General features: G+C 40.3%; 9 protein-coding genes, 2 tRNA genes and 2 rRNA genes. 6 read left to right on the forward strand and 7 right to left on the reverse strand.

What is annotated here, in order from left to right:
* Window positions 1–37: 37 nt before the first annotated feature.
* The 4 genes from RHO11_06885 to RHO11_06900 all read right to left on the reverse strand — a co-directional run bounded on the left by RHO11_06885 (window position 38) and on the right by RHO11_06900 (window position 4,984).
* Window positions 38–2,939 (reverse strand): 23S ribosomal RNA (locus RHO11_06885).
* A gap of 204 nt (window positions 2,940–3,143) precedes the next feature.
* A tRNA-Ala gene (locus RHO11_06890) sits at window positions 3,144–3,219 on the reverse strand.
* Window positions 3,220–3,312: 93 nt separating this feature from the next.
* Window positions 3,313–3,389 (reverse strand) — tRNA-Ile (locus RHO11_06895).
* A gap of 57 nt (window positions 3,390–3,446) precedes the next feature.
* A 16S ribosomal RNA gene (locus RHO11_06900) occupies window positions 3,447–4,984 on the reverse strand.
* Together the 16S and 23S rRNA genes with 2 tRNA genes alongside form the textbook arrangement of a ribosomal RNA operon.
* A gap of 575 nt (window positions 4,985–5,559) precedes the next feature.
* Between RHO11_06900 and RHO11_06905 the strand changes: the two genes are divergently transcribed.
* From RHO11_06905 to fucP, 6 genes are all read left to right on the forward strand, one after another.
* Window positions 5,560–6,390 (forward strand): AraC family transcriptional regulator, encoded by an 831-nt coding sequence (locus RHO11_06905; protein ID WVD60240.1) that lies wholly within the window; start codon window positions 5,560–5,562, stop codon window positions 6,388–6,390.
* A 111-nt stretch (window positions 6,391–6,501) separates the two neighbouring features.
* Window positions 6,502–8,106, forward strand: coding sequence for an altronate dehydratase family protein (locus RHO11_06910; protein ID WVD60241.1), 1,605 nt, complete (start codon window positions 6,502–6,504; stop codon window positions 8,104–8,106).
* Between the two features lie 17 nt (window positions 8,107–8,123).
* A complete protein-coding gene (locus RHO11_06915; GenBank protein WVD60242.1) occupies window positions 8,124–8,957 on the forward strand; it encodes an amidohydrolase family protein in 834 nt (277 codons plus the stop codon).
* 25 nt (window positions 8,958–8,982) lie between these two features.
* Window positions 8,983–9,765: an SDR family oxidoreductase gene (locus tag RHO11_06920; protein WVD60243.1), complete on the forward strand. Its 783-nt coding sequence runs from the start codon at window positions 8,983–8,985 to the stop codon at window positions 9,763–9,765.
* Window positions 9,762–10,109, forward strand: a complete 348-nt coding sequence (locus tag RHO11_06925; protein WVD60244.1) for an L-rhamnose mutarotase — start codon at window positions 9,762–9,764, stop codon at window positions 10,107–10,109. The genes RHO11_06920 and RHO11_06925 overlap by 4 nt, the downstream gene beginning before the upstream one ends.
* A gap of 9 nt (window positions 10,110–10,118) precedes the next feature.
* A complete protein-coding gene (fucP, locus tag RHO11_06930) occupies window positions 10,119–11,360 on the forward strand; it encodes an L-fucose:H+ symporter permease (GenBank protein WVD60245.1) in 1,242 nt (413 codons plus the stop codon).
* 354 nt (window positions 11,361–11,714) lie between these two features.
* Here fucP and hemG read toward each other — a convergent pair whose 3' ends face one another.
* The 3 genes from hemG to djlA form a co-directional block, all read right to left on the reverse strand.
* On the reverse strand, window positions 11,715–12,248 hold the full coding sequence (gene hemG, locus RHO11_06935) for a menaquinone-dependent protoporphyrinogen IX dehydrogenase (protein WVD60246.1): 534 nt from the start codon (window positions 12,246–12,248) through the stop codon (window positions 11,715–11,717).
* A 105-nt stretch (window positions 12,249–12,353) separates the two neighbouring features.
* Entirely contained in the window at window positions 12,354–13,805 is a 1,452-nt protein-coding gene (locus RHO11_06940; protein WVD62861.1) for a TrkH family potassium uptake protein, read from the reverse strand.
* 15 nt (window positions 13,806–13,820) lie between these two features.
* Window positions 13,821–14,660, reverse strand: a complete 840-nt coding sequence (gene djlA / locus RHO11_06945; GenBank protein WVD60247.1) for a co-chaperone DjlA — start codon at window positions 14,658–14,660, stop codon at window positions 13,821–13,823.
* Window positions 14,661–14,689 lie beyond the last annotated feature (29 nt).

The following is a 14,689-nucleotide window of genomic DNA, read 5'->3' on the forward strand; positions in this document are numbered from 1 at the left end:
AACTCGCGATTTTAAATCCAAAACAACTCTAAGTTGTAAGGTTAAGACTCTCGGTTCATTAGTATCAGTTAGCTCAATGTATCGCTACACTTACACACCTGACCTATCTACGTCCTAGTCTCGAACGGACCTTACAAACATATAGTCTGGGAAAACTCATCTCAAGGCTAGTTTCGTGCTTAGATGCTTTCAGCACTTATCTATTCCGCACGTAGCTACCGGGCAATGCAATTGGCATCACAACCCGAACACCAGCGGTGCGTTCACTTCGGTCCTCTCGTACTAGAAGCAAACCCTCTCAATTTTCCTACGCCCATGGCAGATAGGGACCGAACTGTCTCACGACGTTCTAAACCCAGCTCGCGTACCACTTTAAACGGCGAACAGCCGTACCCTTGGGACCTACTTCAGCCCCAGGATGTGATGAGCCGACATCGAGGTGCCAAACACCGCCGTCGATATGAACTCTTGGGCGGTATCAGCCTGTTATCCCCGGAGTACCTTTTATCCGTTGAGCGATGGCCCTTCCATTCAGAACCACCGGATCACTATGACCTACTTTCGTACCTGCTCGAGCCGTCACTCTCGCAGTCAAGCTAGCTTATGCCATTGCACTAACCTCCTGATGTCCGACCAGGATTAGCTAACCTTCGTGCTCCTCCGTTACTCTTTGGGAGGAGACCGCCCCAGTCAAACTACCCACCAGACAGTGTCCGCAAGCCCGATTCAGGGCCCTACGTTAGAACATCAAACATTAAAGGGTGGTATTTCAAGGTCGACTCCATGCAAACTAGCGTCCACACTTCTTCGTCTCCCACCTATCCTACACATTAAGGCTCAATGTTCACTGTCAAGCTATAGTAAAGGTTCACGGGGTCTTTCCGTCTTGCCACGGGTACACCGCATCTTCACGGCAAATTCAATTTCACTGAGTCTCGGGTGGAGACAGCCTGGCCATCATTACGCCATTCGTGCAGGTCGGAACTTACCCGACAAGGAATTTCGCTACCTTAGGACCGTTATAGTTACGGCCGCCGTTTACTGGGGCTTCGATCAAGAGCTTCTCCTTACGGATAACCCCATCAATTAACCTTCCAGCACCGGGCAGGCGTCACACCGTATACGTCCACTTTCGTGTTTGCACAGTGCTGTGTTTTTATTAAACAGTTGCAGCCAGCTGGTATCTTCGACTGACTTCACCTACGTCCGCGTGGGATTTCAATTACCATCAGCGTGCCTTCTCCCGAAGTTACGGCACCATTTTGCCTAGTTCCTTCACCCGAGTTCTCTCAAGCGCCTGAGTATTCTCTACCTGACCACCTGTGTCGGTTTCGGGTACGATTGCATGTAACCTGAAGCTTAGAGGCTTTTCCTGGAAGCAGGGCATCAATTACTTCAGCACCTTAGTGCCTCGTCATCGCATCTCAGAGTTTTAGTGACCGGATTTGCCTAATCACACCCCTACTTGCTTAACCCGGGCTCCTTGCGGACCTATCCCGGTAAACCTAGCCTTCTCCGTCACCCCATCGCAGTCACATCCAGTACGGGAATATTAACCCGTTTCCCATTAGCTACGCATCTCTGCCTCGCCTTAGGGGTCGACTCACCCTGCCCCGATTAACGTTGGACAGGAACCCTTGGTCTTCCGGCGTGCGGGCTTTTCACCCGCATTATCGTTACTTATGTCAGCATTCGCACTTCTGATACCTCCAGCATCCCTCACAAGACACCTTCTACGGCTTACAGAACGCTCCCCTACCCAATATGTTATTTACACACTGCCGCAGCTTCGGTGCATAGTTTTAGCCCCGTTACATCTTCCGCGCAGGCCGACTCGACTAGTGAGCTATTACGCTTTCTTTAAATGATGGCTGCTTCTAAGCCAACATCCTAGCTGTCTAAGCCTTCCCACTTCGTTTCCCACTTAACTATGACTTTGGGACCTTAGCTGGCGGTCTGGGTTGTTTCCCTCTTCACGACGAACGTTAGCACCCGCCGTGTGTCTCCCATGCTCAACTTGTCAGTATTCGGAGTTTGCATCGGGTTGGTAAGCCGGGATGGCCCCCTAGCCGAAACAGTGCTCTACCCCCAACAGTTATACATGAGGCGCTACCTAAATAGCTTTCGGGGAGAACCAGCTATCTCCCGGTTTGATTGGCCTTTCACCCCCAGCCACAGGTCATCCGCTAATTTTTCAACATTAGTCGGTTCGGTCCTCCAGTTAGTGTTAACCAACCTTCAACCTGCCCATGGCTAGATCACCGGGTTTCGGGTCTATACCCTGCAACTTAACGCCCAGTTAAGACTCGGTTTCCCTTCGGCTCCCCTATTCGGTTAACCTTGCTACAGAATATAAGTCGCTGACCCATTATACAAAAGGTACGCAGTCACACCATAAAGATGCTCCCACTGATTGTACGTACACGGTTTCAGGTTCTATTTCACTCCCCTCGCCGGGGTTCTTTTCGCCTTTCCTTCACAGTACTAGTTCACTATCGGTCAATCAGGAGTATTTAGCCTTGGAGGATGGTCCCCCCATATTCAGACAGGATACCACGTGTCCCGCCCTACTCTTCAAGCTTCCACTTCATGCATATTCATGTACGGGACTATCACCCTCTATCGTGTACCTTTCCAGATACTTCCATTTACACATCAAGCTACCCGCTTTGGGCTCCTCCCATTTCGCTCGCCGCTACTTTGGGAATCTCGGTTGATTTCTTTTCCTCGGGGTACTGAGATGTTTCAGTTCTCCCGGTTCGCCTCATTAATCTATTTTATTCAACTAATGATAGTGCATTATTGCACTGGGTTTCCCCATTCGGACATCGACGGCTATAACGCTCTTTACCAGCTCACCGTCGCTTTTCGCAGATTAACACGTCCTTCTTCGCCTCTGATTGCCTAGGCATCCACCGTGTACGCTTAATTTCTTAACCTTACAACTTACAGTTGTCTTGGCTTTTTCAATTTCGCTTGTTTTTTTCTCTTTCTATTTCAACATCAACGTGAAATCATTCACATCAACGCCTCCATAAAACGAGAACTCGTTTCTTTTCAGCTTGTTCCATTTTGTTAAAGAGCTATATTAATCAATGCACTAATTAGTACACTTACCAATATATTGTCGAGATATCAGATTATGGTGGAGCTAAGCGGGATCGAACCGCTGGCCTCCTGCGTGCAAGGCAGGCGCTCTCCCAGCTGAGCTATAGCCCCATGTATCTTCACTTTATTATTTCAGCATTCGCCAAATCACCAACTCGCTTAATGTTTACTTACACTACGTTTCATTGCTGAATTAAGGCGAATTGGTGGGTCTGAGTGGACTTGAACCACCGACCTCACCCTTATCAGGGGTGCGCTCTAACCACCTGAGCTACAGACCCAATTAAGTGATATCTCTTTCAAACAAACAATCTATGTGAACACTGTCAGGAACTTCGTAAGGAGGTGATCCAACCGCAGGTTCCCCTACGGTTACCTTGTTACGACTTCACCCCAGTCATGAATCACACCGTGGTAAACGCCCTCCTTTCGGTTAAGCTATCTACTTCTGGTGCAACCCACTCCCATGGTGTGACGGGCGGTGTGTACAAGGCCCGGGAACGTATTCACCGTGACATTCTGATTCACGATTACTAGCGATTCCGACTTCATGGAGTCGAGTTGCAGACTCCAATCCGGACTTAGACGTACTTTAGGAGGTCCGCTCCAGATCGCTCCTTCGCTTCCCTTTGTATACGCCATTGTAGCACGTGTGTAGCCCTGGTCGTAAGGGCCATGATGACTTGACGTCGTCCCCACCTTCCTCCGCTTTATCAACGGCAGTCTCCTTTGAGTTCCCGGCCAAACCGCTGGCAACAAAGGATAAGGGTTGCGCTCGTTGCGGGACTTAACCCAACATTTCACAACACGAGCTGACGACAGCCATGCAGCACCTGTCTCATAGCTCCCGAAGGCACTCTCTCATCTCTGAAAGATTCTATGGATGTCAAGACCAGGTAAGGTTCTTCGCGTTGCATCGAATTAAACCACATGCTCCACCGCTTGTGCGGGCCCCCGTCAATTCATTTGAGTTTTAACCTTGCGGCCGTACTCCCCAGGCGGTCGATTTAACGCGTTAGCTCCGGAGCCCAAGGGACATGCCCCCAAACTCCAAATCGACATCGTTTACAGCGTGGACTACCAGGGTATCTAATCCTGTTTGCTCCCCACGCTTTCGCATCTCAGCGTCAGTATCTGTCCAGAAGGCCGCCTTCGCCACCGGTATTCCTCCACATCTCTACGCATTTCACCGCTACACGTGGAATTCTACCTTCCTCTACAATACTCTAGACGACCAGTTTTAAATGCAATTCCCAAGTTGAGCTCGGGGATTTCACACCTAACTTAATCATCCGCCTACATGCCCTTTACGCCCAGTCATTCCGATTAACGCTCGCACCCTCCGTATTACCGCGGCTGCTGGCACGGAGTTAGCCGGTGCTTCTTCTGTAATTAACGTCAATTACTTGGCCTATTAGACCAAGTACCTTCCTCATCACCGAAAGTACTTTACAACCCTAAGGCCTTCTTCATACACGCGGCATGGCTGCATCAGGGTTCCCCCCATTGTGCAATATTCCCCACTGCTGCCTCCCGTAGGAGTCTGGACCGTGTCTCAGTTCCAGTGTGGCTGGTCATCCTCTCAGACCAGCTAGAGATCGTCGCCTAGGTGAGCCATTACCCCACCTACTAGCTAATCCCATATGGGTTCATCAAATGGCATGTGGCCCGAAAGTCCCACACTTTGGTCTCGCGACATTATACGGTATTAGCAGTCGTTTCCAACTGTTGTCCCATTCCATTCGGCAGATCCCCATACATTACTCACCCGTCCGCCACTCGTCATCAGGTGCAAGCACCCATGTTACCGTTCGACTTGCATGTGTTAAGCCTGCCGCCAGCGTTCAATCTGAGCCATGATCAAACTCTTCAATTTAAAGTTTGATGCTCAATAACTGTTTCTGACATATTCAAATGAATCTTCAGTGTCACTTATTAAGACTTGATTTTTTTAAGTCCGTAGACTTTAATTTCTTTGTCCTAACAGTGCCCACACAGATTGTCTGTTCTTAATTTTTAAAGAGCTGACAGCGTTTCGTTTTGCTGTCTCAAGGGTTGCGTATACTACGCTTTCCTTTTTAATCTGTCAATAACTTTTTTCATCCTTTTTTTCAAATTCTGAAAATCGTTTCAACCGATTCACTAACTTTTCCAACTTAACCAACCGCCTTGCTTTAAGGCTTTGCGTTACGTCAGTGGATGCGCATTATAGACATCTTCTCGTTTAGATCAAGTCTATTTTGCATTTATTTTTCTCAAACGCTCATTGTTTACACAAAGCATAAGATAACTTATAAAAAATAGCCAATTATCGATTCATATAAATACAAATATTTCATTTGCAATGTGAAACAGTCCACATATTTAAACTAAAAACCTTGCTTAAATTGGCAAAAATTCTTAATGATAAGCAGTAAATTACTAACAATTATTTTAATGGATTAAATTAAAATGGGTTCTGCAAAAGTATACAAGCGAGAATTTTGCGGTAGTGATTGCCTAGCATTTAAAACAATTACCCCTAAATTTCAATCTTTTTGGCATACTCACCAAGAGTTTGAATTAGTCTATATTGAATCGGGTCATGGTAAACTGCAATACGGCAAGCGACAGCAGTTTTATAAAACGGGTGACATCTTTTTGTTAGGTCCTTGGGTTCCTCATGAATTTTTTGAAAATAGCCAATATCATGTTTCAATTTCCTTATTGTTTAATCATAATTTCATTATGCCAGGCTTTCTCGATTGTGATATGAGCAAAAATATTAAACGATTTTTAGATAAAACCGCATTTGGCATATTGTTCCGTGAAAAAATATCTAAGCACGAAATCGATATTATCCAAATGATCTTAGAACAATCGGGTCTTGATAGAGCTATAACTTTATTGACACTATTAAATCGTCTATCTACTTTTCAACATGATAACCTTTTAACTCATAACACGAATCAACAAGTTCGCTTAAAAGAATTCGCAAAAATACAAGACATTCTCTCTTTTATTAATAAGAATCTTCATCAAAAATTAAGTTTAAATGGTGTAGCTGAAAAATTTTATATGTCGACAAGCCACTTTTGCCGCTTTTTTCAATCCCATACAAAAACAACTTTTTCACAATATATTATTAGCCAACGTATAGAAAAGGCGTGTTATATGCTGCTTCATACGGATCTATCAATTACTCAAATCAGTCAAGAAAGCGGTTTTGAATCAATCTCTTCATTTAACAGAGCATTTTCGAAACTAACTAATATCACGCCTAGTAAATATAGAAATCGATAATTATTCTCATTTAGCAAAATATGCATAAACTTTGCATTTATTTGCATATCGATTATTTCATATTTCCCTTATGTTATTAGAGGATGACATTCACATAATAAAGGTGCCAGTATGCAAAAAATTCTCTTAATACATCCTGATGACAATCTCATCGTAGCACTTAAACCTTTATCTAAAGAGGAAACCGTTATTTGGGATGGCAAAACGTATACGTTATTAAGCGATATCGCAGCAAAACATAAATTTGCAATGTGTGATCTTAATATTGATGATATTGTTTATATGTATGGAGTGCCCGTGGGCAAGGCTACAAAAACAATAGCAAAAGGGGAAGCCGTCACAACAGCAAATATTAAGCATTATGCCGCACCTATTGAACTTAATACTGATATATCCTATCAATGGACTCCGCCTAATGTGAAAAAATGGCAACATCGAACATTTCAAGGCTATATTAGAGAAGATGGTCGAGTCGGTACAGCAAACTACTGGCTAATCTTACCACTGGTATTCTGCCAAAATCGTAATGTATTAAAACTACAAGAAGCGCTGGCAAAACCGCTTGGTTACGAAACACGAAATTATGAGTCTGTTACGCAAAATTTGTTACAAGAATATCGTGTTCATCCTAACTCCTATTCAAATAATCGACCATTTAAAAATATCGATGGAATTAGAGCTATTACAGTAAATAGTGGTTGCGGTGGTACAAGTAATGACGCTCAGTCTCTTTGTAAAATACTAGCTGATTATGCTGATCATCCGAATGTCGCCGGTATTACTGTGTTTGCCTTAGGATGTGAAAAAGCGCAAGCAGACCTTTTTGATCAACAACTAAAAATATGTAATCCTCATTTCAATAAACCTTATATCTTTCTACGTCAACAAGAGTGGGCTGATGAGCAGGAGATGATGAATGAAGCGATTAAATTAACTTTTGCTGAATTAAAAAATGCCAATAATATTACTCGACAAGCAGTCCCACTATCGAAACTAAAAATTGGTGTAAAATGTGGTGGTTCGGATGGTTTTTCTGGTATTTCAGCCAATCCGGCAATGGGAATTGTTTCTGATATTATTGTTGCTCTTGGTGGTGCTTCGGCTTTAGCCGAATTCCCCGAACTTTGTGGTACTGAAGGAGAAATGGTTTCTCGCTGCCAAACAGTTAAAGATAAAAAACATTTTCTAGAATTAATGAAAAATTATGAATCACAAGCCAATCACTTCAGCACCTCAATAGCAGATAATCCAAGTCCTGGTAATATTAAAGATGGTTTAATTACCGATGCAATAAAATCTACTGGCGCGGCTAAAAAAGGCGGTTCTGCACCAATTATGGCGGTCGTAGATTATGGAGAGCCAATGGCAGAACAAGGATTATCTCTCGTTTGTACTCCTGGCAATGATTTAGAAGCGGTAACCGGACAAGTGGCCTCTGGCGCGAATATCGTTATTTTTTCAACTGGGCTAGGAACTCCTACGGGTAATCCAATCGTGCCAGTCCTAAAAATTGCAACTAACTCAATTACGGCCGAGAAACAAAAAAGCGTGATCGACTTTGATTGTGGCCCTGTTATTGATGGTATCGCATTACAAGATATAGCCGACCAATTACTTGAAAAAGTAATTTTAACCGCAAGTGGCGACTATACGGTCAAAGCAGATGAATTAGAGCAATATGATTTCTTATTCTGGAAAAGAGAAGTCTCTTTATAAATATAAAAAGGTGAATTATGAAAAAAATTGATACTCACCAACATTATTGGCACTACGATTCCCACAACTATCCATGGATCGATGAACAAATGATCGAGCTAAAACAAAATCGGCTCCCACAAGACTCGATCGATTATTTAAAACAACATAATATTACGGGTTGTATTGCAGTGCAAGCCCGCCAATCAGAACTGGAAAATCAATTTTTACTAAACTTAGCTGAAAATAATCACCAAATATTAGGTATCATTGGATGGTTAGATCTGTGCCAATCTAAAGCAACTCAACCTCTTGAAAAATGGCAAGATAATCTAGTAATGAAAGGTTATCGGCATCTAATTCAAGATGAAGCCGATCCTGATGGTTTCTTTCTTAATACTACATTTAATAAACATGTTGATCTTATTCTTAAACAAAATAAAGTTTACGAAGTATTGATTCACGCTAAAAATTTACCTTCTGCAATTCAGTTTTTTTACAAACATGATCACTCCATCATGGTATTAGATCATCTTGGAAAACCGAATATTGCACATGGTAATGCACAAGAGTGGAAAAAACAGATCGCCCCACTTGTCAACCAAAAACATGTCGTAGCTAAACTATCGGGTTTAATCACGGAAGCTGGTAAAAATTGGCAGAGTAATCAAATAGAACCTTATATTGACATTGCACTGGAAGTATTTGGTCCAGAACGTTTAATGTTTGGCTCCGACTGGCCAGTGTGTTTATTAGCGGGAAACTACTCACAAGTCTACAATCTTATCGAAACAACAATCAATAAACTATCTTCAAATGAGCAAGCTGCAATTTGGGGAGAGAATGCTAAAAAAGTATATCGTCTAGATTAATATTATTACAATGAAGGAGTTTAGTATGGATCTACTTATTAAGGATAAAGTCTTTATTATTACAGGTGGTGGTGCGGGTATTGGCGGTGGTATCTCTATTGCTTTAGCTCAAGAAGGGGCAATACCTGTGATCTTTGGTAGAAGCGATCTGAAATCAGAGTTTAGCAATAAAATTTATGCTTTGCAGCCCAAAACATTATTTATCAAAGTTGATCTATCAAATAATGATATTGGTATTGAAAATGCGATAAAAGAAGTCGTCAAAAAATTTGGGCGAATCGATGGATTAGTCAATTGTGCAGGAGCTAATGATAGTATTCCATTGGAAGGGACACCTAACGCGTTTCGTCAATCATTAGAAAATAATCTTATCCACTATTTTACCCTTGCTCATTTCTGTATCGATGAATTGAAAAAAACTCAAGGAACCATACTCAATGTCAGTTCAAAAACGGCCTTAACAGGGCAAGGCGGGACTAGTGCTTATACCGCAGCCAAAGGAGCACAACTATCCTTGACTCGAGAATGGGCGGCTTCCTATCTAAATGATGGTATCCGAGTAAATTGCTTAATTCCAGCCGAAGTATGGACACCGTTATATGAACGATGGATAAATACATTTGAAAATAAAGATGAAAAATTAACAACGATTACGCGCAATATTCCATTAGGGAAAAGAATGACCTCGATCGAAGAGATGGCAAATACTGCAATATTTTTACTATCCCCAAGATCCTCACACACAACGGGTCAATGGGTCTTTCCTGACGGTGGTTATACTCATTTAGATAGGGCTCTAACATCATGAAAATCATCAAACGCTATTGTCAAGCTCTAGATCTTGTTAATGATCCGAAGCTTATTAGAGAATATGAACTTCTTCACCAACAAATTTGGCCAGAAGTAAAAAACCATATATTAACGAGCGGTGTAGTAGATATGCAAATTTGGCGGGTGGGTAATCGATTATTTATGATTATGGATGTTAATGAGATGTTTTCTTTTGAAAAATCAGCTCAAATGGAACAACAAAATCCAGTGATTCAAAAATGGGAACAACAGATGTGGCAATTTCAGCAAGCAACACCATGGACACCAAATGGTGAAAAGTGGATTCCAATGGAGAAAATTTTTGATTTAACCCAACAATGAGGTTATACCATGCAAACAAAAGCAAAGATTACTGATCCGAAATATAAAATGGCTTTCATCCTTGTTACTACTCTGTTTTTAATGTGGGGTTTATCTTATGGCCTAGTTGATGTTCTGAACAAACATTTTCAAGAAACACTCAATGTATCTAAAGCACAATCTGGTTTAATTCAGGCAGCCTACTTTGGTGCCTATTTCGTAATCGCCCTCCCCGCCGGCATTTTTATGGAAAAAAAAGGCTACAAATCAGGGATCATCCTTGGACTTGCCTTATATGCTATCGGTGCACTACTTTTTGTTCCGGCAACAAGTAGTAATAGTTACTACTTCTTTTTATTTGCACTATTTGTATTAGCTCTTGGTTTAGGCTGTCTTGAAACTGCTGCTAATCCTTACTCTGCTGCACTTGGTAGCCCTCAAACAGCAGAAACACGACTAAACCTTTCACAATCTTTTAATGGATTAGGTCAGTTCATCGGTCCATTAATTGGTGGTTTTTTATTCTTTAGTGGTAGTGAGGTTATCAATAATTCTGAAGAAGCTGCTAGTGCACAATTTTCCGTTATGATTACCTATGTTGTCATCGCGGTGATCGTGCTTTTAATTATGCTATTTTTTATAAAAACACCATTACCTGATTTAAGAAATCAGGAGCAAGAACTTGATGCGAATGAAATGGCGCATGGGCATACAAAATCGATGTGGGCTCATAAAGAGTTCGTATTTGGTGTAATAACTCAGTTTTTCTATATCGCTGCACAAGTAGGAATCGGTGCATTTTTTATCAATTTAACAGTGGAGTGTTGGCCTGATGCAACAAGTCAAACAGGTGCTTTTTTACTCTCAATAGCGATGCTGGCCTTAATGGTTGGGCGTTTTGTGAGTACTGGTATTATGACTAGAGTATCACCACAAAAAATGTTAGTTATATATGGTGCTGTTTGCGTTATCTTATCTGGTATTGCCGCCTCTGCCATAGACTATGTTTCGGTTATTGCTGTGGTGGTAACCTTCTTCTTTATTTCAATCATGTTCCCAACTATTTTTGCAATGGGGGTTAAAAATTTAGGATCCAAAACTAAACTTGGTAGCTCATTTATGATTATGTCTATTGTTGGCGGTGCGATTATGCCTTATTTTATGGGTAAATTAGCTGATCAAACTCATACATCAATGTCATATGCGTTACCTCTAGTCTGTTTTGTCTTAGTCACTATTTATGGTGTAATCTACAAAAAGCTGCATAGTTAAAATTGACAATAGAAAAATAGAGACTATTTTGTAAAAGTACAAATTATTACTAACAAAATAGTCTCATTACGATTATCTATCACGACAACTAAATAGAAAAATAGTTTCGAAAAACAAGATATCCTTGAGGGTAAAAATATTTGAGCAGTCTAAGGCTTATCCGATGATTATAAGAGCCATCGATATTTTTAAAATGATCAGATTTATCTCAGTACATCAACAACTATTTAATACTGAAATACTCATTTTTAAACAGATTACTAACTAAAAAAATTAGTGTCGAACCCATAGGAATAGGATATTCATTACATGAAGTTACTATTAGGTCATTACAGAAGCAATCAAAAGCTGAATTTAATTTTTAAATCGTGTTAAAAACTGCTTAGCAAACTCATCAACCTTATTCCAATCAGTATACTCAATAACTGGTTTAGTGACATCCGTATCCCCTTTACCTAACCACATAATAAAACGAATCATATTACGATCGAACCAATTATACTTAGGGTAATATAGTGCACCAGCAAATACGGCTTTAAGTTTTGGCTGCCAGTCAATTTTACTCAAAAACTTACGAGTATATAGATTCGTTTCAGGGGTATTTTTATTTGGTTTTCGGGCAACAACATTCACCCCAAAGAATCCACTGATCATTTGATTTAATTGTTGGGCATTGTTATCAATAAATTTTTTCATAACTTTACTATAATAGCCATAACGAATTGAGGTACCAATAATGACGCCTTGGTACTGTTGTAAATCAATTCTAGAACTTGATAATAACTCGACGAGTTCACACTCAAACTGCCCAGCCAACTGGACTTCAATTCGCTTCATGATTTTTTCTGTCTGATGTTCATGTGTCGTATAAAGTAATAATAGTTTCATAGATTTTCTTTACTCAATTATATTCAAGATGGATATCTAGGATTCGTTAAAATCTTGCTGTAAAACACCAATATAGCATAAAAATGTTGATACGTTAAATAAAGGTCAAGCTTTCCAAAATGCTGGGGTAAAAATAACTAATAATGTAAATATTTCCAAACGGCCAAATAACATATCAACGACCATTACCCATTTAACCAAATCGGTGACATTATGAAAGCTATCACTCGCATCTCCGATACCAATACCTAAATTATTTAAAGAAGATGACACAATATAGAAAGCATCCATAGCAGTAACACCACTGGACATCACGATAAAAAAGCTCACTAAAAACACTAGTGCATAAGCCGAAAAAAATCCCCAAACCGCTTCAATAATGCGCTCAGGTAAAACACGATTATTTAGTTTTAAGCTGTATATGGCGCTAGGATGAATCAATCGTTTTAATTCCCTTGACCCTTGCATCGATAACAAGAGCACCCGAACCACTTTCATTCCTCCACCAGTTGAACCCGCACAACCACCAATAAAAGAAGCACATAACAATAAAATAGGTAATACTGGTGGCCAATTATTAGTATTATCAACAGAAAATCCTGTTGTTGTTGCAACTGAGACAACCTGTAATACAATCTTATCTATTGATGTACTAACTACATACAAGCCATTCCATAAATAAATAAGAATAATACTAACGACCACTAAGCTAGCTAAAATCATTAAAAATGTACGGAATTCTTGATCTCGAAAATAGTGCTTTAATGAAAATTGACTAAATGTTGCAAAGTGTAACGCAAAATTACAGCCCGATAGAATCAAAAAGAAAGTAACAATATAGTTAATCGCAGGATTATTAAAATAAGCTAAACTACTATCATGAGTAGAAAAACCACCCATTGCAATGGTTGAAAAACTATGACATATAGCATCAAAGCCATCCATTCCAGCAAACCATAAACACAGAGCACAGACTACGGTTAATATAATATAAATTAACCATAATGTTTTTGCAGTTTGCGCAATTCGTGGGCGCATTTTATTATCTTTTTGTGGTCCAGGGATCTCGGCACGATACAACTGCATTCCACCAACACCCAATAAAGGTAAAATCGCTACAGCTAGCACGATAATACCCATCCCACCAAGCCATTGTAATAATTGACGATAGAATAATAATGCTTTAGGTAAAGTATCAAGGTGCGTTAAACTTGTTGCACCCGTTGTTGTTAAGCCAGAAAATGACTCAAAAAAAGCGGTAGTTAAGTTAAGATTAAGATGGCTATCAAAAATAAAAGGGAATGATCCAATGGTTCCCAATACTAGCCAAAATAAGACAACAATCAAAAAACCTTCGCGAGTATTCAGATCGCCTTTATGTCTACGATTCGGTAGCCATAAAATTGCACCCAAAATAAAAGCCACAACAAAGGATTGAATAAAGATTGTACCGCCACCGTCTCGATAGATTACAGCAACAATAGCCGGAATGAGCATAAACACTGACAATAAAGCAATGAGTAAACCAACGATACGTATTATCGAGCGCCAATGCATCATAGTAAATTATACCTACTTAAACCCTTTATGAGCTTTAATTAAATCATATGCAGCCTGAATTTGCTGAGCTCGTTCTTTAGCCGCCTCTAACATCTCTTTCGGTAATCCTTTTGAAACTAATTTATCAGGATGATGTTCATTCATCTGCTTACGATATGCTCGCTTAATTGTTGCATTATCCGCATTAGGATCAACGCCTAATATGCTATAAGCATTATTAAGATCATTTTGTGTCGTCTGCCGTTGATAGGTACCTTGATGATATCCTTGCTGCTGATATTGACTATTTTGTTGATAATGCTCACCACGTTGAAATTGGTAGCTTGCCATCATCATCTGGATATAAATTGCCATTTGAGCACGAGGAATATGGAAAGCTTGAGCAACTGTATACAAAATCTGCTCTTCTTTTGCATGCAATGAACCATCGCTAATTGCCGCCCGAATCAAATGTTCACAAAAAATATTTAATACTTTTTTACGATATCGGTATTGAGAATAAAGTTCATTCAGTCGCTCTTGTAATGGATAATCGGCGGCTTTACCCCGATTAAAAGAGTGTTGCGCTACCTTACGCTTTTCACTATCAAGCTGTAATTGATCCATGAATTGTGAAGCAATATTGATATCATCTTGAGTTACCTGCCCCTTCGCTTTACTAAGATGGCCAAGCACCTCAAAAGCAACCGTTAAAAATAGGGTCGGACTTGGTTGATTATTTCTCATCGGAGCTAAATTATTAAAAGCACGATAGAGCATAGGACCAACAAATAATCCCAAAATAAAAAACCAACCACTTTTGAAAATGTAAGAAAAAACAATGCCAGTAACGACAGCCCAAATAAACGACATGGCTACAATCCTTGACTTAATTTTAAATA

This window comes from Orbaceae bacterium BiB (assembly GCA_036251205.1).
GTDB lineage: Bacteria > Pseudomonadota > Gammaproteobacteria > Enterobacterales > Orbaceae > Orbus > Orbus mooreae.

What these genes read in the sequence shown, in the direction of transcription:
- RHO11_06925 (WVD60244.1), top strand. Translation starts at nt 9,762, where the DNA reads ATGAAAATCATCAAACGCTATTGTCAAGCTCTAGATCTTGTTAATGAT.
- RHO11_06940 (WVD62861.1), bottom strand. Translation starts at nt 13,805, where the DNA reads ATGCATTGGCGCTCGATAATACGTATCGTTGGTTTACTCATTGCTTTA.
- RHO11_06920 (WVD60243.1), top strand. Translation starts at nt 8,983, where the DNA reads ATGGATCTACTTATTAAGGATAAAGTCTTTATTATTACAGGTGGTGGT.
- RHO11_06910 (WVD60241.1), top strand. Translation starts at nt 6,502, where the DNA reads ATGCAAAAAATTCTCTTAATACATCCTGATGACAATCTCATCGTAGCA.
- hemG (WVD60246.1), bottom strand. Translation starts at nt 12,248, where the DNA reads ATGAAACTATTATTACTTTATACGACACATGAACATCAGACAGAAAAA.
- djlA (WVD60247.1), bottom strand. Translation starts at nt 14,660, where the DNA reads ATGTCGTTTATTTGGGCTGTCGTTACTGGCATTGTTTTTTCTTACATT.
- RHO11_06915 (WVD60242.1), top strand. Translation starts at nt 8,124, where the DNA reads ATGAAAAAAATTGATACTCACCAACATTATTGGCACTACGATTCCCAC.
- fucP (WVD60245.1), top strand. Translation starts at nt 10,119, where the DNA reads ATGCAAACAAAAGCAAAGATTACTGATCCGAAATATAAAATGGCTTTC.
- RHO11_06905 (WVD60240.1), top strand. Translation starts at nt 5,560, where the DNA reads ATGGGTTCTGCAAAAGTATACAAGCGAGAATTTTGCGGTAGTGATTGC.